The 20,990-nt window shown below is 71.6% G+C and carries 21 protein-coding genes; 15 read left to right on the plus strand and 6 right to left on the minus strand.

The genetic code is table 11. From position 1 onward, the window contains the following. Positions 1-102: 102 nt before the first annotated feature. Positions 103-3,645, plus strand: a complete 3,543-nt coding sequence (gene dnaE / locus ACH4D5_RS26780; RefSeq protein ID WP_398307240.1) for a DNA polymerase III subunit alpha — start codon at positions 103-105, stop codon at positions 3,643-3,645. 137 nt (positions 3,646-3,782) lie between these two features. Here the strand turns inward: dnaE and ACH4D5_RS26785 are convergent, their stop codons facing one another. After that, positions 3,783-3,962, minus strand: coding sequence for a hypothetical protein (locus ACH4D5_RS26785; RefSeq protein WP_398307242.1), 180 nt, complete (start codon positions 3,960-3,962; stop codon positions 3,783-3,785). Positions 3,963-4,256: 294 nt separating this feature from the next. On the opposite strand from ACH4D5_RS26785, the gene ACH4D5_RS26790 reads away from it, so the two are divergent. The 4 genes from ACH4D5_RS26790 (at position 4,257) to ACH4D5_RS26805 (ending at position 8,209) form a co-directional block, all read left to right on the plus strand. Next, a complete protein-coding gene (locus ACH4D5_RS26790; protein WP_398307244.1) occupies positions 4,257-5,498 on the plus strand; it encodes an NYN domain-containing protein in 1,242 nt (413 codons plus the stop codon). Between the two features lie 63 nt (positions 5,499-5,561). Then, a complete protein-coding gene (locus ACH4D5_RS26795; protein ID WP_398307246.1) occupies positions 5,562-6,596 on the plus strand; it encodes an ABC transporter ATP-binding protein in 1,035 nt (344 codons plus the stop codon). 70 nt (positions 6,597-6,666) lie between these two features. Continuing rightward, the gene (locus tag ACH4D5_RS26800) at positions 6,667-7,491 is read left to right on the plus strand and encodes an ABC transporter permease (protein ID WP_398307248.1); all 825 of its coding nucleotides are present in this window, start codon (positions 6,667-6,669) and stop codon (positions 7,489-7,491) included. 34 nt (positions 7,492-7,525) lie between these two features. After that, entirely contained in the window at positions 7,526-8,209 is a 684-nt protein-coding gene (locus ACH4D5_RS26805) for a DUF2567 domain-containing protein (RefSeq protein WP_398307250.1), read from the plus strand. A 173-nt stretch (positions 8,210-8,382) separates the two neighbouring features. Here the strand turns inward: ACH4D5_RS26805 and ybaK are convergent, their stop codons facing one another. The 4 genes from ybaK to ACH4D5_RS26825 form a co-directional block, all read right to left on the minus strand. After that, the gene (gene ybaK, locus ACH4D5_RS26810; RefSeq protein ID WP_398307252.1) at positions 8,383-8,883 is read right to left on the minus strand and encodes a Cys-tRNA(Pro) deacylase; all 501 of its coding nucleotides are present in this window, start codon (positions 8,881-8,883) and stop codon (positions 8,383-8,385) included. A 21-nt stretch (positions 8,884-8,904) separates the two neighbouring features. Beyond that, positions 8,905-9,651 (minus strand): LON peptidase substrate-binding domain-containing protein, encoded by a 747-nt coding sequence (locus ACH4D5_RS26815; protein WP_398307254.1) that lies wholly within the window; start codon positions 9,649-9,651, stop codon positions 8,905-8,907. 2 nt (positions 9,652-9,653) lie between these two features. Continuing rightward, on the minus strand, positions 9,654-10,625 hold the full coding sequence (locus tag ACH4D5_RS26820; protein ID WP_398307799.1) for a hypothetical protein: 972 nt from the start codon (positions 10,623-10,625) through the stop codon (positions 9,654-9,656). A gap of 205 nt (positions 10,626-10,830) precedes the next feature. Then, complete coding sequence (locus ACH4D5_RS26825) at positions 10,831-12,345, minus strand: oxidoreductase (RefSeq protein WP_398307801.1); 1,515 nt, start codon at positions 12,343-12,345, stop codon at positions 10,831-10,833. A 223-nt stretch (positions 12,346-12,568) separates the two neighbouring features. On the opposite strand from ACH4D5_RS26825, the gene hisD reads away from it, so the two are divergent. From hisD to ACH4D5_RS26875, 10 genes are all read left to right on the plus strand, one after another. After that, positions 12,569-13,900: a histidinol dehydrogenase gene (hisD, locus tag ACH4D5_RS26830; protein ID WP_398307256.1), complete on the plus strand. Its 1,332-nt coding sequence runs from the start codon at positions 12,569-12,571 to the stop codon at positions 13,898-13,900. Continuing rightward, positions 13,879-15,009, plus strand: coding sequence for a histidinol-phosphate transaminase (locus ACH4D5_RS26835; RefSeq protein ID WP_398307258.1), 1,131 nt, complete (start codon positions 13,879-13,881; stop codon positions 15,007-15,009). The genes hisD and ACH4D5_RS26835 overlap by 22 nt, the downstream gene beginning before the upstream one ends. Then, the gene (gene hisB / locus ACH4D5_RS26840) at positions 15,006-15,599 is read left to right on the plus strand and encodes an imidazoleglycerol-phosphate dehydratase HisB (RefSeq protein ID WP_362992372.1); all 594 of its coding nucleotides are present in this window, start codon (positions 15,006-15,008) and stop codon (positions 15,597-15,599) included. Before ACH4D5_RS26835 ends, hisB begins: the two co-directional genes overlap by 4 nt. 4 nt (positions 15,600-15,603) lie before the next feature. Beyond that, entirely contained in the window at positions 15,604-15,768 is a 165-nt protein-coding gene (locus tag ACH4D5_RS26845) for a hypothetical protein (RefSeq protein ID WP_055563286.1), read from the plus strand. 17 nt (positions 15,769-15,785) lie between these two features. Further along, complete coding sequence (gene hisH, locus ACH4D5_RS26850) at positions 15,786-16,427, plus strand: imidazole glycerol phosphate synthase subunit HisH (protein ID WP_398307259.1); 642 nt, start codon at positions 15,786-15,788, stop codon at positions 16,425-16,427. Beyond that, entirely contained in the window at positions 16,424-17,149 is a 726-nt protein-coding gene (gene priA / locus ACH4D5_RS26855; RefSeq protein WP_398307261.1) for a bifunctional 1-(5-phosphoribosyl)-5-((5-phosphoribosylamino)methylideneamino)imidazole-4-carboxamide isomerase/phosphoribosylanthranilate isomerase PriA, read from the plus strand. Before hisH ends, priA begins: the two co-directional genes overlap by 4 nt. Then, complete coding sequence (locus ACH4D5_RS26860) at positions 17,146-17,541, plus strand: RidA family protein (RefSeq protein ID WP_398307263.1); 396 nt, start codon at positions 17,146-17,148, stop codon at positions 17,539-17,541. Before priA ends, ACH4D5_RS26860 begins: the two co-directional genes overlap by 4 nt. Next, positions 17,538-18,293: an imidazole glycerol phosphate synthase subunit HisF gene (gene hisF, locus ACH4D5_RS26865; protein ID WP_398307265.1), complete on the plus strand. Its 756-nt coding sequence runs from the start codon at positions 17,538-17,540 to the stop codon at positions 18,291-18,293. The genes ACH4D5_RS26860 and hisF overlap by 4 nt, the downstream gene beginning before the upstream one ends. A gap of 136 nt (positions 18,294-18,429) precedes the next feature. Next, positions 18,430-19,011 (plus strand): ArsR/SmtB family transcription factor, encoded by a 582-nt coding sequence (locus ACH4D5_RS26870; protein WP_398307267.1) that lies wholly within the window; start codon positions 18,430-18,432, stop codon positions 19,009-19,011. Positions 19,012-19,022: 11 nt separating this feature from the next. Then, a complete protein-coding gene (locus ACH4D5_RS26875; RefSeq protein ID WP_398307269.1) occupies positions 19,023-20,267 on the plus strand; it encodes an MFS transporter in 1,245 nt (414 codons plus the stop codon). Positions 20,268-20,313: 46 nt separating this feature from the next. Here the strand turns inward: ACH4D5_RS26875 and ACH4D5_RS26880 are convergent, their stop codons facing one another. Beyond that, complete coding sequence (locus ACH4D5_RS26880; protein WP_398307271.1) at positions 20,314-20,949, minus strand: TIGR03085 family metal-binding protein; 636 nt, start codon at positions 20,947-20,949, stop codon at positions 20,314-20,316. Between the last annotated feature and the right edge of the window lie 41 nt (positions 20,950-20,990).

Raw genomic sequence — 20,990 nt, forward strand, 5'->3', positions numbered from 1 at the left:
CCCGAGTGCCCGCCGACTGTCAGCGCCCCGGATTAGACTTCCACGCTGACCCCCCAGACTGTCCGCAGCCTGTTCCCCAGCGTTCTCCGGAGGCCTCCCGTCGTGACAAAGCCGCCCTTCACGCACCTGCACGTGCACACTCAGTACTCGCTGCTCGACGGTGCCGCGCGGCTGAAGGACATGTTCAACGCCTGCAACGAGATGGGCATGACCCATATCGCGATGTCCGACCACGGCAACCTCCACGGGGCGTACGACTTCTTCCACTCGGCGCAGAAGGCGGGCGTGACGCCGATCATCGGCATCGAGGCGTACGTGGCGCCGGAGTCGCGCAGGAACAAGCGGAAGATCCAGTGGGGCCAGCCCCACCAGAAGCGCGACGACGTGTCCGGTTCGGGTGGTTACACGCACAAAACGATCTGGGCGGCGAACAAGACCGGTCTGCACAACCTCTTCCGGCTCTCCTCGGACGCCTATGCGGAAGGCTGGCTCCAGAAGTGGCCGCGTATGGACAAGGAGACGATCTCCCAGTGGTCCGAGGGGCTGATCGCCTCCACCGGGTGTCCCTCGGGTGAGCTCCAGACGCGACTGCGGCTCGGCCAGTTCGACGAGGCGCTGAAGTCGGCGGCGGAGTACCAGGAGATCTTCGGCAAGGACCGGTACTTCCTGGAGCTGATGGACCACGGCATCGAGATCGAGCGCCGGGTCCGCGACGGCCTCCTCGAGATCGGCAAGAAGCTCGGCATCCCGCCCCTGGTGACGAACGACTCGCACTACACCTACGCGCACGAGTCGACCGCCCACGACGCCCTGCTCTGCATCCAGACCGGCAAGAACCTCTCGGACCCGGACCGCTTCCGCTTCGACGGCACCGGTTACTACCTGAAGTCGACCGACGAGATGTACGCCATCGACTCGTCCGACGCCTGGCAGGAGGGCTGCCGCAACACGCTCCTGGTCGCCGAGCAGATCGATACCACGGGGATGTTCGAGAAGCGCGACCTGATGCCGAAGTTCGACATCCCGGAGGGCTTCACCGAGGTCACCTGGTTCCAGGAGGAGGTCCGCCGCGGCATGGAGCGCCGCTATCCGGGCGGTGTCCCCGAGGACCGGCAGAAGCAGGCCGAGTACGAGATGGACATCATCATCCAGATGGGGTTCCCCGGGTACTTCCTCGTGGTCGCCGACTTCATCATGTGGGCCAAGAACAACGGCATCGCGGTCGGCCCCGGCCGAGGCTCCGCGGCCGGCTCGATCGTCGCGTACGCCATGGGCATCACCGACCTCGACCCGATCACGCACGGACTGATCTTCGAGCGGTTCCTCAACCCCGAGCGCGTCTCCATGCCCGATGTCGACATCGACTTCGACGAGCGCAGGCGCGTCGAAGTGATCAGGTACGTGACGGAGAAGTACGGCGCCGACAAGGTCGCCATGATCGGCACGTACGGAAAGATCAAGGCGAAGAACGCCATCAAGGACTCCGCGCGCGTGCTCGGATATCCGTACGCGATGGGTGACCGCCTCACCAAGGCGATGCCCGCCGACGTCCTCGGCAAGGGCATCGACCTCGACGGCATCACCAACCCCTCGCACCCGCGCTACAGCGAGGCGGGCGAGATCCGGGGGATGTACGAGAACGAGCCGGACGTGAAGAAGGTCATCGACACCGCGAAGGGCGTCGAGGGCCTGGTTAGGCAGATGGGTGTGCACGCGGCCGGCGTGATCATGTCCAGCGAGCCGATCGTCGACCACGCCCCGCTCTGGACCCGGCACACCGACGGCGTGACCATCACGCAGTGGGACTACCCCCAGTGCGAGTCGCTCGGCCTGCTCAAGATGGACTTCCTGGGCCTGCGCAACCTCACCATCATGGACGACGCCGTCAAGATGGTGCGGGCCAACAAGGGCATCGACCTGGAGATGCTCTCCCTCCCGCTCGACGACCCGAAGACCTTCGAACTGCTCTGCCGCGGTGACACGCTCGGCGTCTTCCAGTTCGACGGCGGCCCGATGCGCTCGCTGCTGCGCCAGATGCAGCCCGACAACTTCGAGGACATTTCCGCCGTCTCGGCCCTGTACCGGCCGGGCCCGATGGGCATGAACTCGCACACGAACTACGCCGAGCGCAAGAACGGCCGCCAGGAGATCACGCCGATCCACCCGGAGCTCGAAGAGCCCCTGAAGGAGACGCTCGGCCTCACCTACGGCCTCATCGTGTACCAGGAGCAGGTGCAGAAGGCCGCCCAGATCGTCGCGGGCTACAGCCTCGGCGAAGCCGACATCCTGCGCCGCGTGATGGGCAAGAAGAAGCCCGAGGAGCTGGAGAAGAACTTCGTCCTCTTCCAGGCGGGCGCCCGGAAGAACGGCTATTCGGACGAGGCCATCCAGGCCCTGTGGGACGTCCTGGTCCCCTTCGCCGGCTACGCCTTCAACAAGGCGCACTCCTCCGCGTACGGCCTCGTCACCTACTGGACCGCCTACCTGAAGGCGAACCACCCGGCCGAGTACATGGCCGCGCTCCTCACCTCGGTGAAGGACGACAAGGACAAGTCGGCCGTTTATCTGAACGAGTGCCGCCGCATGGGCATCAAGGTCCTCCCGCCGAACGTGAACGAGTCCGTGCACAACTTCGCCGCCCAGGGCGACGACGTGATCCTCTTCGGCCTGGAGGCCGTCCGTAACGTCGGTACGAACGTGGTGGAGTCGATCATCCGCTCGCGCAAGGCGAAGGGGAAGTTCACCTCCTTCCCGGACTACCTGGACAAGGTCGAGGCCGCCGCCTGCAACAAGCGCACCACGGAATCGCTCATCAAGGCGGGCGCCTTCGACACCATGGGCCACACCCGCAAGGGCCTCACCGCGCAGTACGAGCCGATGATCGACAACGTGGTCGCGGTGAAGCGGAAGGAGGCCGAGGGCCAGTTCGACCTCTTCGGAGGCATGGGCGACGAGTCCGGCGGCGACGAGCCCGGCTTCGGGCTCGACGTGGAGTTCTCCGAGGACGAGTGGGAGAAGACCTACCTCCTCGCCCAGGAGCGCGAGATGCTCGGTCTGTACGTCTCCGACCACCCGCTCTTCGGCTTGGAGCACGTCCTCTCCGACAAGGCGGACGCGGGCATCGGACAGCTCACCGGCGGTGACTTCTCCGACGGGTCTGTCGTCACCATCGGCGGCATCATCTCGGGCCTGCAGCGCAAGATGACCAAGCAGGGCAACGCCTGGGCCATCGCCACCGTCGAGGACCTCGCGGGCTCCATCGAGTGCATGTTCTTCCCCGCGACGTACCAGCTGGTGTCGACGCAACTCGTCGAGGACGCGGTGGTCTTCGTCAAGGGGCGCCTCGACAAGCGCGAGGACGTGCCGCGGCTCGTCGCGATGGAGCTCCAGGTCCCCGACCTGTCGAACGCCGGGACCAACGCGCCCGTGATCATCACCATCCCGACCGTCAAGGTCAGCCCGCCCATGGTCCAGCGCCTCGGCGAGGTCCTCAGCCACCACCGGGGCAACAGCGAGGTGCGGATCAAGCTCCAGGGAGCGCAGAAGACCACCGTGCTCCGGCTCGACCGGCACCGCGTCAAGCCGGACCCGGCGCTCTTCGGCGACCTGAAGGTGCTGCTCGGCCCGTCCTGCCTGGCGGGCTGACCCGGCCTGCGACCGAGAGGCCGCCGACCCACGACTGAGCCGACCCACGACTGAGCCGACCCACGACTGAGCCGACCCACGACTGAGGGGCGCACCCGGAAGACCGGATGCGCCCCTCATGTGTGCCTGGATGTGTGTCAGTTGTGGCCGAAGCGACGCTGGTGTTTACGGGCAACATCGGCAGGGCTGCCCTGAGCCTGCGACTGCATCGCCGACTGGGCATCGGTGGCGGCCGTCTTGGCCTGCTCCTGCGCCTGCTCGGCCTGCGAGGCGCGGTTCTGGTCGCCGCCCTGCTTGCGATTCTTGTTCTTGGCCATGGTGATCTTCCTCCTGAAGGGGATCTGGGGGCCAGGACGCGATCAGATTCACATACCGCAACCAAGAGCGCATTTCGGAGAATTACCGTGCGTAATAAGGCCTGTGGGAGGGCGATCCGCGGATGCGCCACGCCGAAGATCGAGTTCCGGCCGTTAACCTCCGCCGGGTCGGGCAGACTCGAAGGTGAACCCGACGCGGACCCGCACCCCTGATTCGTTGTCCTTACAGGGTGTCTTCGTGGGACTTCGAGGGAACGTCCAGAGACCTCCGGGCAGGGAAAGAGGGTGGACCGCGTGGATCGCTGCATCGTCCTGGTGGACGCCGGGTATCTGCTGGGTGCCGCCGCGAGTCTCCTCGCGGGCGAGCCCTCCAGGTCCCGGATCACCGTCGATCACACCGCCCTGATCCAGGGGCTTCGCGAGCGCGCGGAGGCGGACACCGAGCGCCCCCTGCTGCGCATCTACTGGTTCGACGGCGCCCCCGACCGGGTCCCGCAGCCCGAGCACCGGCGGCTGCGCGTCATGCCCCGCGTGACGGTCCGGCTCGGCGCCCTGACCCGCAGCGACGGACGGTGGGCCCAGAAGGGCGTCGACGCCGCCATGCACGCCGAGCTGACCGAACTGGCCCGCAACCGCGCCTGCTCCGACGTCGTGCTCGTCACCGGCGACGGCGACCTGCTGCCCGGCATGATGGCCGCCAAGGAGCACGGCGTCGCCGTCCACCTGTGGGCCGTCCAGGCCGCCGACGGCGACTACAACCAGTCAGAGGACCTGGTCGCCGAGGCCGACGAGCGGCGCGTGCTCGACCGGGCCTGGATCACCAAGGCCGTCCGCCCCAAGGAGCTCACCGGCAGCTGCGCGCCGCCGCCCGCGCCGCGTCCCGAGATCGCCGCGATCCTCTCGGCGCCCCTCCCGGAGTCCGCCCTCGCCGCCGCCGCGCAGCGCGCCGAGGAGGAGACCCCCGCCCGGCACGCCGAACCCGCCGCGAACGGCCGGCAGGCCGACGACGCCCGCGTCCCCCCGGGCAAGGGCGTCCCCACCCCCAAGGACCTCGCCGCCCTGCGCGCCCCCGGCATCCAGCAGCCCGCCCAGCACCCCACGAACGCGACGCTGCGCTGGTCCTCCGACAAGGGCTGGATCGAGCGGCCCGGCGGCGCGGCCGAGAGCACCGAGGCCGCCGCCCTGCCGACCCTCGCCCAGCTGACCACGGCCGAGCAGCGCTGGGCCGACCGCGAGGAGGACATCACCACCGTCGGCGGCGACCCCTACGAGGTGGGACAGGTGTTCGCGCGGCGCTGGATGGCGCGCCTTCCGGAACAGCACAACCTGCAGAAACTCTCGACGATGTACCCGCGCATCCCGCACCGCATCGACGGCGAGCTGCTCCGCTACGCGGCGCGGTTCGGCCTCCTCGCCCACAAGGACGACCAGATCGACGAGCACGACCGGTACGCGATCAGGGCGGGTTTCTGGCGCGAGGTCGACGTGCGGACGGCCGCCGAGCACGCGCCCGCGGGGGACCGCGCAGGTGACTGACACGGGCCGTACGGGCCGCCCCGGGCGTCGCCCGCGCCCGCGGACCCCGTAGGCTCGTCCTTCGTGAGTACGCGCCCGGCACCGGCAGTCCGACAGGGACTCCGTCAGGAACACGGCAACGACGCCGTCTGCGCGGTGCGCGACCTGGTGAAGACCTATCCCGCCGCCCGCGCCCGACGCGGCAGGCCCGCGACCCCCGAGGTCCGCGCCACCGACGGCATCGGTCTGACGGTCGGCCGCGGCGAGATCTTCGGCCTGCTCGGCCCCAACGGCGCCGGCAAGTCCACCCTCGTACGCCAGCTGACCGGCCTGATGCGGCCCGACAGCGGGAGCGTCGACATCCTCGGCCACGACATCGTGCGCCACCCCGAGCGGGCCGCGCGCCTCCTCGCGTACCTGGGCCAGGAGTCCACCGCCCTCGACGAGCTGACCGTGTCGCTCGCCGTCGAGACGACCGGGCGGCTGCGCGGCCTCGACGTGCCGCGGGCCCGGGCCGAGCGGGACGCGGTCCTCGCGGAGCTCGGACTCACCGCGCTGGCCTCGCGGCCGCTGAAGAAGCTCTCCGGCGGGCAGCGCAGGCTCGCCTGCTTCGCCACCGCGCTGGTGGGGGAGCGGCCGCTGCTCGTCCTCGACGAGCCGACCACCGGCATGGACCCCGTCGCGCGGCGCGCCGTCTGGGCGGCGATCGACTCGCGGCGCGCCGAGCGAGGGACGACGGTCGTGCTGGTCACGCACAACGTGATCGAGGCCGAGACCGTCCTCGACCGGGTCGCCGTCCTCGACCAGGGCAAGGTCATCGCCTGCGACAGCCCGGCCGGGCTGAAGGAGAAGGTCGCCGACGAGGTCAGGGTGGAGCTGGTGTGGCGGGAGCGGCCGCCGCTCGGCGTCCCCGAAGTGGCCGCGCTGCGCTCCCTCGCCGTCGAGTCGGGGCGGCGCTGGACCCTGCGCCTCGCGCCCGACGCGGCGCGGGCCGCCGTCGCCGCGGTGACCGGCGGCGCCGCGTTCGCCGCGCTCGACGACTTCACGCTGGCCACGCCGAGCCTGGAGGACGTCTATCTCGCGCTGGGCGGCAGCGGACAGGGGTTGGTCAAGGCGTGACTCTTTCCGCGACTCGGTGCGGCTGTCCCCGCACCGCCGCTTGTAGGAACGAAGACGGAGGGGTTGTCCGGTGAGTGCGGTTCCCTTGGAAGCCGCCGTGCGGGCCGACGGCGGCCGTGCGGAGCGGGAGGCCGAAGGCCCCGCGCCCCTCGGGCCGCCGGCGCGGCTGTTCCCCGCGCTCTCGGCGGTCTACCGCGCCCAGCTGTCCCGGGCCAGGGTCGCCCGCATACCGCTGCTGTTCGTGGCGACCTTCCAGTCCGTCGGCATCATGATCCTGATGCGCGGCGTCGTCGACGGGGGCGGTGAGGCGCGGGCCGTCGTCGCCGGCTCCGCCGTGCTCGTCGTCGCGTTCGTCGCGCTCAACCTGCTCGCGCAGTACTTCGGGCAGCTCCGCTCCGACGGGGGGCTCGACCACTACGCGACGCTGCCCGTGCCGCCCGCCGCCGTGGTCCTCGGGGCCGCGGCCGCGTACGCCTCCTTCACGGTGCCCGGCACCTTCGTCACGGCGATCGTCGGGTGCGGGCTCTTCGGGCTGCCGTTCACCCACCTCTGGGTGCTCCTCGCGGTGATCCCGCTGGCCGGTGCCGCGCTCGCCGGGCTCGGCGCGGCCCTCGGACTGCTCGCGCCACGGCCCGAACTGGCCACGCTCCTCGGCCAGATGGGCATGTCGGCGGCGCTGCTGCTCGGCGTGCTCCCGGCCGACCGCATGCCGACGCTGCTGCAGTACGCGCGTGACCTGCTGCCCTCGACGTACGGCGTGGAGGCCTTCGCCCGTACGTTCGGGCCGGATCCGGACTGGGCCGTCGTCGCCCTGGACCTCGCGGTCTGCGCGGGCGTCGGCGTGGTCTCCCTGGCCGTGGCCACGTGGGCTTTCCGCCGGGCGGCCGTCCGGTGACGCGCCGCACAGGGAGTGCTGGCACGATGTGGGGGTGACCGCACCGCATACACCCTCCCAACCGCCGCACGACCGCACCCCGCACGAGTCCTGGCAGGCAGCCGCGCAGCCGTCCGGAGCGACGTCTGCGCACGGCGCCGGGGAAGCCGGCGCCGGGATGAAGGACGAAGTGCTGCCGGCCGTGGTGACCATGGTCGTGGTGGCCGTCGGCGGAGTCCTGCTCGCGCTGCTGTGGACGTGGCTCGCGCCGCGGGTGCCGCTCGTCTCGGACGGCAAGGCGGTGTACCTCAAGGACACCGAGGGCGAGCAGGCGATGGGCGTAGACGGAACGTTTACGCTGCTCTCGCTCGGCTTCGGCCTCGTCAGCGGTGCCGTCGTCTTCCTGCTGCGCAGGCGCGGCGGGATCCCGCTGGTCGTGGGGCTCGCGCTCGGCAGCCTGTTCGGGGCGCTGATCGCGTGGAAGGCCGGCGTGTGGCTCGGTCCCGAGAAGGACGTCGTGGCGCACGCGAAGTCCGTCGGCAAGGGCGTCGTCTTCGACGCGCCGCTCGACCTCAAGGCCAAGGGCACGCTCCTCGCCTGGCCGGTGGCCGCGCTCGCCGTGCACCTCGGCCTCACCGGGCTCTTCGGACCGCGCGACCCGGAGCCGTACCCCGCGCCGGTGGCCTACCAGGGCCCCCAGGACGACGACTACCCCGAGGGCCTGCGCTCGGGCTCCTGAGGACGTCCCTTCCGGACCGCTCCCCAGGCGGCCCGCGTCCCTAGGCGGGGCGCTTCCCGTGGTTGGCCTTGCGCTTCTTCGCCCGCCACTTCCGCATGCGCGTCTTCTTCGACATGCCCTCGGTACTAGTCCCGCCCGGGACATGTGTCGAGGGCGCTTTCACGTCGTCCGTCTCACGCCCGGCCGATGGGCGCGAGGACCGCGCCGGTGAGCTCCGCCAGGTCGCCCGGCGCCAGCTCCACCTCCAGGCCGCGGCGGCCCGCCGAGACGCAGACGGTGGCGTGCGCCGACGCCGAGTCGTCCAGGACCGTGCGCAGCTTCTTGCGCTGGCCGAGCGGGGAGATGCCGCCCCGCACATAGCCCGTGGTGCGCTCGGCGGCCGCCGGGTCGGCCATCACGGCCCGCTTGCCGGAGACCGCGGCGGCCAGGGCCTTCAGGTCGAGGGAGCCCGCGACGGGCACGACGGCCACGGTGAGCTCCCCGTCGACCTCGGCGACCAGCGTCTTGAAGACCCGGTCGGGGGAGACGCCCATGGCCTCGGCGGCCTCTTCGCCGTACGAGGGGTGGGAGGGGTCGTGGTCGTAGGAGTGGACCGTGAACTCCGTGCCCGCCGCGGTGAGGGCCACCGTCGCCGGGGTCCCCGCCGACTGCTGCTTCTTCTGTTTCTTCGCCAAGGTGTCCGTGCCTTCCGTGGCTCAGTTGAGGCTGGTCGTCCCGCGCGTCAGGTCCGTCGCGGGCAGCGACGGCAGATTACGGATGATCGCGGTCTCGGAGCGAAGCGTTTTCAGCTCGTCGCGCAGCCGCGACGCGGTGTCCGGCGCCTCCAGGAGCCGCTGCTTGGTCGCGGTGTCCAGGACGGCCGCCGCGGCGACGAGGTACGACACGACGGACGGGTCGTCGGGCAGTTCGGCCCCTGTCGACAGGGAGCCCTCCCGCGCCCCGGCCAGCCGCTTCTGGTAGGAGCGGAAGGCCCGCAGGACGCCCTCGGCCAGCGCGCCCGCGCCGTCCCCCGGCTCCTCGGGCAGCTCCTCGACCTCGGCGGTGAGGAAGGCTCCCGAGGCGTCGACGGAGCGGAGGCGGACGCGGGTCGTGCCGGTGGCGAGGACCTCGAAGCCGCCGTCGTCGCGCTCCCTGATCGTCGCCGCGCTCGCCACGCAGCCCACGGCGTGGAAGGCCTTGAGCGGGTCGCCGCCGAAGCCCGCCGCGGGGCCGTGCTCGGGCAGCGCCGTCGGGTCGGGGAGGCCGGGCGCGCTCGGCGCGACCTCCAGGCCGTCGCGGATCGCGACGACGGCGAACAGACGCTGCTCCTCCTCGGGGGTCTTGAGCAGTTCGCGCATCATGGCGCGATATCGCTCCTCGAAGACGTTCAGCGGCACGACGAGGCCGGGGAACAGCACCGAGTTGAGCGGAAAGAGCGGAAGCCGGGTGGTCACGACCGGCAAGCCTAATGCTCGCCGGAGGGGTCGCGTTCGCGCGGAGCGCGCAGCGGCGTCATCGAGGCCACTTCGATGCGTACGCCGTCCCGCAGCTCCAGGAACTGGCCGAGCGGATCGTCGGCCATCCGGTCCCAGGGGAACGACGTCGCGTACGGCCCGATCAGGCGCAGCTGCTCCAGGGCGTCGTTCCAGCGCTCCAGGCGGACCAGGACGTACGTGAGGAGGTTGCGGACCTCGGCGGGCCACGGGTCGCCGGCCTCGTACTCGTACGAGAGGGCGATGGCGAGGTCGGCGGCCGCGTCCAGGCGCTCGCGCGGCAGATTCCCCGAGGGGCTGGTCAGGTAGGCGAAGGCGGCCCGCGCCGGGAGGACCTGTATCAGCGAGCCGGGCAGCGCGTCGGCCGCGGCGCGCTCGGCGAAGTCGAAGCACTCGCGGTGCGAGCCGTACCAGGCGGCGGACAGGTACTGCAGGGCCGAGGCGTGGCAGCCGTAGTGGTACGAGGAGCGGCGCACCGCCTCCTCCCACAGTTTCTCGAAGACGGTGTGCGGGGCGTGCGTGCCGCGGGCGTGGTCGAGGGCGATCCGCCAGGGCACCGGGTCCCGCGGGTCGGCCTCGGCGGCGGCGGTGAGCAGCGGGCCCGACTCGCGCAGGAGCTCGGCGCGGGCCGGTGACTCCCAGCCGCGGACGACCGCGAGCTCGGCCTTGACCAGCAGGGCGTCCGGATCGTGCGGGGACGCGCCGAGCCAGTCGTCGAACCACTCGGGACGGGAGCGGGCGAAGGCGGCGAGGCGCGTGGTGTAGCGGTCGCGGTTCTCCCACTCGGCGGCCTCGCGGGTGGTGGCGAGGACCTTCGCGGCCGGGCCGTAGTCGCCGCGCCCGGCGGCGACCAGGGCGGGGGCGAGCCGCTCGTCGGGCACGTCGAGCAGCACCTCGTCGTCCGGCGGCAGCCCGGCGGCGAGCCGCGGGGTGTGCCGGAGCATGCGGGCGGTACGGATGAAGGCACGCAGCACCCGTGCCCTCCTTTGCGCCTCAACCGGCGCCGCTCGCGCGGGCTCGCCGGTCACCGTCGTGGTTGCTCTTTTGTTGGTCGCAGGGATGACGGCCGGGGGAGGGCGATGGTTGCCCGGCTGCGCATAACGGTTCGGCCGTCGGCCGCCGGATGTCCGCCGTGAGCGGCACCGGATCTCAGTTGCGGCGCAGCAGCCGGGTAGCGCCCGCCGCGACCGTGGTGGCGAGGACCCAGCCGAGCAGGATCAGCGCGGTCGAGAACCACTGCCAGCCGCCGCGCAGCTGCCAGTAGGTGTCCTGGCCGAGGTTGATGACGGGCAGCAGCAGGTCGAGGGCGAAGAGCGCCGGGTTCCACTGCGGGTGCTCGCCGGGCTTGATCGCCGGATGGTCGGCGCGCGAGAACGCCACGGCGCTGACCGCCCACAGGACGGCCATCCAGACCGCGGCCCGGCCCGGCCGGTAGCCGTAGGCGACGGTCCAGTCCTGCGCGTACCCCCAGAGCTTCGCGGCCAGCGGCAGGGTCTCGCGGCGCCGGCGCTGCTTGGCGAGCAGGACCTCGCGGGCGTCGGCGTCCTCGCCGCCGTTGCGCAGGACGGCGGCGAGCTTCTCGTACGGCTCGGGGTTGTACTCGGCCGTCGCGGCAAGCACCCAGTCCAGGCGCCGGGAGAGCGGGAAGCTGCCCTGCGGCACGAGGTTCTCGTACGTGAATCCGCCCATCTGGAGGCCGCCCGGCCCGGGCCAGCTGGTCGCCCTGTCGATGAGGTTGACGACCTTGGCGCCGGACAGCACGACCTTGCCGCGCCGCGGCGCCTCGCCGAGGAAGCGGAGCTCGGGCGTCTGGACGCGGCGCAGCGAGATCTCCTGGTCCTGCCGGAGCGTGAAGCGGGCGTGCGCGAAGTCGATGGCGTCGCCGAAGCGGCCGTCGTCGAGACGGATGCCGCCCACGCACTCGAAGTGCTGCACGCGGGTGCCGCGGGCCGGTGTCGTGCCGCTGGTCTGCGGCGGATTGCCGACGGCCGCCGGGGTCAGGTACAGGGTGCGCTCGACGGTCATCTGCGGGGCGTTGAGTGCCTGCCTGCCGTACTGGTTGATCAGTCTGCTGCCGCGCAGGCTGAGCGAGACGCCGACCTTCGCGCCGCGCAGACTCAGCTGGCCGTGCGACTCCATCATCTCGGCCTGCAGGTCCTGTCCGACGGTGAGGCCGTCGCCGGTGATGGACTGGCCGCGCCGGTCGCGGTAGACCACCGCCTGGTTGAGCAGCAGGTCGGTGCCGATGTGCGCGTCCGTGAGGCGGATGCCGTTGTGCACCCGGCAGCGCGGCAGGTGCAGATCGCCCTCGGTGTGCAGCCTGGCGGCCTCGATGCGGGGGATGGAGCAGTCGACGAGCCGCAGCGTCGCGAAGCGGGACTCGGGGAGCAGGACCTCCTTCTCGAAGCGGCAGTGCTTCATCTCCGTGTACGGGACGACCGTGCCGCCCGCGAGGTCGAGCGGATCGGTGATCTGCACGCCCGCCAGCTTCAGCGACGACACCCGGCCCGCGAGGGCGGGCGGCCCGTCGAGCAGCAGCCAGCACACGATGCGCGCCCGCACGCTGCGCTCGGGGCCCCAGGGGTGCCCGCCGTGCGGATCGTCGGCGGCGGGATCACCCGATCGGAGGTCGTAGACGCTGCCGTTCCGGAAGGCCTGCCACATGCCGATCTCCGCGGCGGTCAGCCCGTCCGGCGGGTCGCCGGTACCGGCGTCGTCGACCAATGCTTTCGCCCTCCGTCCTGCGGTGCGCGGCTCCCTCGTACACCCGTTTCATGCCCGCTCCGTGACCGGCTGAACGCCAGGGGTGAACACGGTCTTCCGTGGCTCATATCAGTCAGTGATACGGGCGACCGACGTCGAAAGAAGGTCTGAGAGAATTGGCCATGTGATCTCTCGAATCGATCTGCGCGGCGATGCCCTCACGGAGTTTCCGTCGGGGGCCGCCCTGCGCGCCCTGCTGCCCCGTGCCGACTTCGACGTCGCGGCCGCCCTGGAGAAGGTGCGGCCCATCTGCGAGGACGTGCATCATCGTGGCGACGCGGCGCTGATCGAGTACGCGGAGAAGTTCGACGGCGTGCGCCTGGACCAGGTCCGCGTCCCCGCGGCCGCGCTCACCGAGGCCCTGGCGGGCCTCGACCCGGCCGTGCGCGCGGCCCTGGAGGAGTCCATCCGCCGCGCCCGCGCCGTCCACCGCGAGCAGCGCCGCGCCCCGCACACCGTCCAAGTCGTTCCCGGCGGCAAGGTCACCGAGAAGTGGGTGCCCGTCGAGCGCGTCGGGCTCTACGCCCCGGGCGGCCGGTCCGTCTACCCCTCCTCCGTGATCATGAACGCCGTGCCGGCGCAGGAGGCGGGCGTCGAGTCGATGGCGCTCGCGTCCCCGCCGCAGGCCGACTTCGGCGGCCTGCCCCACCCGACGATCCTCGCCGCCTGCGCCCTCCTCGGCATCGACGAGGTGTATGCGGTCGGCGGGGCCCAGGCCGTCGCCATGTTCGCGTACGGCACCGAGACCTGCGCCGCCGCCAACATGGTCACGGGCCCCGGCAACATCTGGGTCGCGGCCGCCAAGCGCTACTTCACCGGCCGCATCGGCATCGACACCGAGGCGGGCCCGACCGAGATCGCGGTCCTCGCCGACGACACCGCCGACCCGGCGCACGTCGCGTCCGACCTGATCAGCCAGGCCGAGCACGACCCGCTCGCGGCCGCCGTCCTCGTCACCGACTCGGTGGCGCTCGCGGACGCGGTCGAGAAGGAGCTGGCGCCGCAGGTCGCCGCCACCAAGCACGTCGAGGACCGGATCGTCCCCGCGCTGAGCGGCCGCCAGTCCGCGATCGTCCTGGTCGACGGCCTGGAGGAGGGCCTGCGGGTCGTCGACGCGTACGGCGCCGAGCACCTGGAGATCCAGACCGCCGACGCCACCGCCGTCGCCGGACGCGTCAAGAACGCGGGCGCGATCTTCGTCGGCCCCTGGGCGCCCGTCTCCCTCGGCGACTACTGCGCGGGCTCCAACCACGTCCTGCCCACCGGCGGCTGCGCCTGCCACTCCTCGGGCCTGTCCGTCCAGTCGTTCCTGCGCGGCATCCACATCGTGGACTACACCCGCGAGGCCCTCGCGGACGTCGCGCACCACGTGGTGACGCTCGCCGAGGCGGAGGACCTGCCCGCGCACGGCGCGGCGATCAAGGCGAGGTTCGGATGGAAGGTGCCGGGCCAGTGAGCGACGTACGCATCGACGACCTGCCCGTCCGTGACGAGCTGCGCGGCAAGTCCCCCTACGGCGCGCCCCAGCTCGACGTGCCCGTACGCCTGAACACCAACGAGAACCCGTACCCGCTCCCCGAGCCGCTCGTCGAGCGCATCGCCGAGCGGGTGCGCGAGGCCGCCCGCGACCTCAACCGCTACCCCGACCGGGACGCCGTGGAGCTCCGCACCGAGCTGGCGCGCTACCTCACCCGCACCGGCGGGCACGAGGTCACCGTGGCCAACGTCTGGGCGGCCAACGGCTCGAACGAAGTCATCCAGCAGCTCCTGCAGACCTTCGGCGGGCCCGGCCGCACGGCCATCGGCTTCGAGCCCTCGTACTCGATGCACGGCCTCATCGCGCGCGGTACCGGCACCGGCTGGATCTCCGGCCCCCGCCACGACGACTTCAGCATCGACGTCGAGGCGGCCACGAAGGCCATCGCCGAGCACCAGCCCGACGTCGTCTTCATCACGACGCCCAACAACCCCACGGGCAACGCCGTCCCGGCCGAGGCGGTCCTCGCCCTGTACGAAGCCGCCCAGGCCGCGAAGCCGTCCATGGTGGTCATCGACGAGGCGTACGTCGAGTTCAGCCACGGCGACTCGCTGCTCCCGCTGCTCGAGGGGCGCCCGCACCTCATCGTCTCCCGCACCATGTCGAAGGCGTTCGGCGCCGCCGGGCTGCGCCTCGGCTACCTCGCCGCCGCCCCCGCGGTCGTCGACGCGGTGCAGCTCGTACGCCTGCCGTATCACCTGTCGGCCGTCACGCAGGCCACCGCGCTGGCCGCCCTTGAACACACGGACACCCTCCTCGGATACGTCGAGCAGCTCAAGGCCGAGCGCGACCGCCTGGTCACCGAGCTGCGCGCGATGGGCTACGAGGTGACCGACTCCGACGCCAACTTCGTGCAGTTCGGGCGGTTCCCGGACGCTCATGAGGTGTGGCAGAAGATCCTCGACCGGGGCGTCCTGGTCCGCGACAACGGAGTGCCCGGCCGGCTCCGCGTGTCCACCGGAACCCCCGACGAAAACGACGCGTTCCTCGATGCGGTACGCGAACTCAAGAAGGAGCAGGACGCATGAGCCGCGTAGGACGGGTCCAACGCACCACGAAGGAGACGTCGGTCCTCGTCGAGATCGATCTCGACGGCACCGGCAAGGTCGACGTGTCGACCGGCGTCGGCTTCTACGACCACATGCTCGACCAGCTCGGCCGCCACGGCCTCTTCGACCTCACGGTCAAGACCGAGGGCGACCTGCACATCGACTCGCACCACACCATCGAGGACACCGCGCTCGCGCTGGGCGCCGCCTTCAAGCAGGCGCTCGGCGACAAGGTCGGCATCTACCGCTTCGGCAACTGCACCGTCCCGCTGGACGAGTCGCTCGCCCAGGTGACGGTCGACCTCTCCGGCCGTCCGTACCTGGTGCACACCGAGCCCGAGAAGATGGCGCCGATGATCGGCGAGTACGACACGACGATGACCCGGCACATCCTGGAGTCCTTCGTCGCGCAGGCCCAGATCGCGCTGCACGTCCACGTGCCGTACGGCCGCAACGCCCACCACATCGTGGAGTGCCAGTTCAAGGCCCTGGCCCGCGCGCTGCGTTACGCCTCCGAGCGCGACCCGCGCGCGGCCGGCATCCTTCCGTCCACGAAGGGCGCGCTGTAAACCCATGACCGGTCTCAACACCATCCTCATCGTCGTCGGGCTCTTCCTGATCGGCGGCATCATCTCCTTCGTCAAGCAGGGCATGCCGAAGAGCCTGATCACGCTCCTCTCCATCGGCGCCGCGATGTGCCTGGCCGCGGGCATCCTGCGGCTCGACTACTGGAACTGACGGGAGGAGTACGCGACATGAGCTCTCCCAAGAAGGTCGTCGTCTTCGACTACGGCTTCGGAAACGTCCGCTCCGCCGAGCGCGCCCTCGCGCGCGCGGGCGCCGACGTCGAGATCACCCGTGACTACGACAGGGCCATGAACGCCGACGGCCTGCTCGTGCCCGGCGTCGGCGCGTTCGCCGCCTGCATGCAGGGCCTGAAGGAGGCGCGCGGCGACTGGATCGTCGGACGCCGCCTCGCCGGCGGCCGTCCTGTCATGGGCATCTGCGTCGGCATGCAGATCCTCTTCGCGCGCGGCATCGAGCACGGCGTGGAGACCGAGGGCCTGGATGAGTGGCCGGGCACGGTCGAACCGCTGAAGGCCGAGATCGTCCCGCACATGGGCTGGAACACGGTCCAGGCCTCCGCCGGATCCCCGCTCTTCAAGGGCCTGGACGACGACGCCCGCTTCTACTTCGTGCACTCCTACGCCGTGCACGCCTGGACCCTGGAAGTCGCGAACCCCGCGATGCGCGCCCCGTACGTGCACTGGTCCACGCACGGCGAGCCCTTCGTGGCGGCCGTCGAGAACGGCGCCCTGAGCGCCACCCAGTTCCACCCCGAGAAGTCCGGCGACGCCGGCGCCCAGCTCCTCACCAACTGGATCGGAACCCTGTGAGCACCCTCGAACTCCTTCCCGCCGTCGACGTCCGCGACGGCCAGGCCGTACGCCTCGTCCACGGCGAGTCCGGCTCGGAGACCTCCTACGGCTCCCCGCTGGAGGCCGCCCTCGCCTGGCAGCGGTCGGGCGCCGAGTGGCTGCACCTGGTCGACCTGGACGCGGCGTTCGGCACCGGCGACAACCGTGAGCTGATCGCCGAGGTCGCGGGCGCGATGGACATCAAGGTCGAGCTGTCCGGCGGCATCCGCGACGACGCCTCGCTGGCCGCCGCGCTCGCCACCGGCTGCACCCGCGTCAACCTCGGCACCGCCGCCCTGGAGACCCCCGAGTGGGTCGCCAAGGTCATCGCCGAGCACGGCGACAAGATCGCGGTCGGCCTCGACGTGCGCGGCACGACGCTGCGCGGCCGCGGCTGGACCCGCGACGGCGGGGACCTCTACGAAACCCTGGAGCGCCTGAACGGCGAGGGCTGCGCGCGCTATGTGGTGACCGACATCGCCAAGGACGGCACGCTGCAGGGCCCGAACCTGGAGCTCCTGAAGAACGTGTGCGCGGCGACGGACCGTCCCGTGGTCGCCTCCGGCGGCGTGAGCAGCCTGGACGACCTGCGTGCCATCTCCGAGCTCGTCCCGCTCGGCGTCGAGGGCGCGATCGTCGGCAAGGCGCTGTACGCGAAGGCGTTCACGCTGGAGGAAGCGCTGGAGGCCGTGTCCCGATGAGTGGCGTACGACGAGTGCAGAGCGGCAGCCCTTGGGAGGAGGCCTTCGGCTTCGCCCGGGCCGTCGAGGCGGGCGACCGGGTGGTGGTCGGCGGCACCACGTCCTTCAAGGGCGACATCCTTTACGGCGAGGGCGACCCCTACGAGCAGACGCGGGTCGCCATCGACAACGCGCTGGCGGCGATCGGCGAGTTCGGGCTCGGCCCCGACTCCGTGACCGCCGTGCGTCTCCTCATCACCCACGCGCGGGACGTCGACGCGGTGGGGCGTGCGCACAAGGAGGTCTTCGACTCCGTGCGCCCGGTGATGACCATGGTGGTCGTCTCCGGCTTCGTCGACTCGCGCATCCTGGTCGAAGTGGAACTGGAAGCCTACCGAGGAGCCCCCGCATGACGCTCGCGGTACGCGTGATCCCCTGCCTCGACGTGGACAACGGCCGCGTCGTCAAGGGCGTCAACTTCCAGAACCTGCGCGACGCGGGCGACCCCGTCGAGATGGCCAAGGTGTACGACGCCGAGGGCGCCGACGAGCTGACCTTCCTGGACATCACCGCGTCCTCCGGCAACCGCGAGACGACGTACGACGTGGTCCGCCGCACCGCCGAGCAGGTCTTCATCCCGCTCACGGTGGGCGGCGGCGTGCGCACCGCCGAGGACGTGGACAAGCTGCTGCGGGCGGGCGCGGACAAGGTCGGCGTCAACACGGCGGCGATCGCCCGTCCCGACCTGATCCGCGAGATCGCGGAGCGGTTCGGACGCCAGGTGCTCGTCCTGTCGGTCGACGCGCGCAGGACGGCGTCGGGCGGCTTCGAGGTCACCACCCACGGCGGCCGCGAGTCCGCCGGCATCGATGCCGTCGAGTGGGCGCACCGGGCCGCCGAGCTCGGCGCGGGCGAGATCCTGCTCAACTCGATGGACGCCGACGGCACGAAGGACGGCTACGACATCGAGATGATTTCGGCGGTGCGCAAGCACGTCACCGTCCCGGTGATCGCCTCCGGCGGCGCGGGCCGTCTGGAGCACTTCCCGCCGGCCATCGGGGCGGGCGCGGACGCGGTGCTCGCGGCCTCGGTCTTCCACTTCGGGGATCTGCGGATCGGCGAGGTCAAGGAGACGCTGCGGGAGGCGGGGCACCCCGTTCGCTAGGCAGCCGCTGCCTGCCCATGGGCAAAGTCTCTGCCGCCACGGCCTCGTGCCGTGGCGGCACTGTCTTGGCGAGATGCGAAAGATTCGTTGCGCAAAAATTATTGTGCAACTTTCCTTTCGTATCTAGGGTGAGCGCATGGAGAACCGTCGCCGGATCACGGACCTCGGCACCCTCAAGGCCTTCGGGCACCCCCTGCGGATGAAGCTGTACGGCACGCTGCGCGTGGGCGGCCCCGCGACTGCCTCGCACCTCGCCGCGCAGGTCGACGAGGCCGTCTCACTCGTCAGCTACCACCTGCGCAAGCTCGCCGAGCACGGCCTCATCGAGGAGGCCGAGACGCAGAGCGAGGACGCGCGGGAGCGCTGGTGGCAGGCCGCGCAGGACACCCTCAGCTTCCGCCACGAGGACTTCAAGGACACGCCGGAAGGAGCGGCCACCCACGCGGCCGTCCTCCGCGGCCTGATCGCCCACCGCAGGGAGCAGTACGAGACCTATCTGGACCAGCAGGCGGCCTGGGGCGCCGAGTGGCGCACGGCGGCGGACCAGTCGGACTTCCTCGCCCGGCTGAACCCCGCCGAACTGAAGGCGCTGAACGAAGAGATCCACGCACTGGTCAGGACGTACGAGGAGCGCGGGAAGGCAGCCGAGGCGGCCGGCGACACCGAGAACCGCGAGAACGTCGCCGTGCACCTGGCCAGCTTCCCCTTCCGGCTCTGAGAGGGCGTCCCGTGACCACCGCCGCGATATCCACGCCCGTCACCGAGCGCCCCGCCCACCGCGACGGCAACGTCCTGCGCTGGCTGAGCGCCTACACCGCCTCGATGGTCGGCGACAGCGTCTACTTCCTCGCGCTGTCCTGGGCCGCCACCCGCAGCGGCAGCCCCGCACAGGCGGGCCTCGTGCTCGCCGTCGGGGCCGTCCCGCGCGCCGCGCTCATGCTGGGCGGGGGAGTCGTCGCCGACCGCTTCGGGCCGCGCCGCGTCGTCATCGGCAGCGACGCGGTGCGCTGCGCGGTGATCCTCGCGGTGACCGTGCTGCTCCTGGTGTCCACGCCCGGGATCTGGCCGCTCGCGGCCCTCGCCCTCGTCTTCGGCGCGGTCGACGCCCTCTTCCTGCCGAGCGTCGGCGCGCTCCCCCCGCGCATCACAGCGCCGGGCCAGCTGGGCCGCGTGCAGGGCATGCGGGGGCTCGCACAGCGCGTCGCCACCGTGACCGGGGCGCCGCTGGGCGGGCTCGCGGTGGCGGCGGGCGGGCCGGTGGCGGGGTTCGGCGCGGCGGGGGCGCTGTTCGCCGTGTCGCTCGTGCTGCTCCTCGCCGTACGCGTCCGGGACCTCGCCCCGGACGAGGCGGCGGGGCGCACGGAACCGGCCCGGCGGCAGCTCGTCGACGGCCTGCGCTACATCCGCGGGCACCGCGTCCTCGCCCCGCTGGTCGTCACGGCCGCGGTCGTGGAGCTGGGCTTCACCGGGCCCGCCAACATCGGGCTCGTCCTGCTCGCCGAGGAGCGCGGCTGGGGCGCCACCGGCCAGGGCTGGATGCTCGCCGGGTTCGGCGTCGGCGCCGGGTGCGCCGCCCTCCTCATCGCCGTGCGCGGCCGCGTCCCGCGCGCGGGGCTCGTCCTGTCCTGGGCGGTGATCGGCGGCTCGGTCGCCCTGGGCGCGATCGCCTTCGTCCCCTCCGTCGTGACCGCGACGGCGGCCGGGCTCTGCGTCGGCCTGCTCACCGGCCTCGGCGGCGCTGTCATCGGCACCCTGGTCCAGACGGTGACGGACCCCGCCTACCTCGGCCGCGTCACGTCCGTGTTCACGTTCTTCACCGTGGGCGTCGCCCCGCTGAGCTACCCCGTCGCGGGCGCGGCGATCGGCGCCTGGGGCGCCGGACCCGTGTTCGCCGCGAGCGCGGCGCTGAGTGCGGCCGGAGGCGTCATCGGCCTCTGCGCCCGCTCCCTGCGCCGCGCTGAACTCCCGCGCTGAGCAGCGCTGTTCAGCCGAACAGCACCATTCAGCCGAACAGCACCGCTCAGAGGCCCAGCTGCTTCGATTCGTGCAGCGTGGCGATCGCCTCCTTGTCGCCGTCGAGACCGACGTCGGCGACCTCCTGCCTGCCGTACGCGAACAGCAGCAGCTCGGACGGCTCACCGGTCACCGTCACCACCGGCACGCCCCGGTGCGCCACCGCCGTCCGGCCGTCCGGGCGGCGCAGGACCAGGCCCACCGGTGACTTGCGGCCCACCAGGCGGGCCGTGCGTTCAAGACGGGACCACAGGGCGTCCTGGAAGACCGGGTCGAGCTCGCGCGGCGTCCAGTCGGGCTGCGCGCGGCGCACGTCCTCGGTGTGGATGTAGAACTCGACGGCGTTCGACGCCTCGTCCACCTGCTTCAGGGCGAAGGGCGAGAAACGCGGCGGACCCGTCCGGATGAGCTGGATCAGCTCCTCGTACGGCTTCGCGGCGAACTCGGCCTGCACCCGCTCCAGGCGCCCGGCCAGCTGCTTGATCAGCAGCCCGCCCGCCGCGTCCGCGCGGCGCTCGCGCACCACCACGTGGGCCGCGAGGTCACGGGTCTTCCAGCCCTCGCACAGAGTGGCCGCCTCGGGCCCCTCCGCCTCCAACAGGTCGGCGAGAAGAAGTCGTTCACGCTTCGCATGGGTCGACATACCAGCCAGCCTACGACCGTGCCACCGGTCCGCACAGTGGA

The sequence above is a fragment of the Streptomyces sp. NPDC018029 genome (genome assembly GCF_044327655.1).
In the GTDB taxonomy this organism is placed as follows: Bacteria; Actinomycetota; Actinomycetes; order Streptomycetales; family Streptomycetaceae; genus Streptomyces.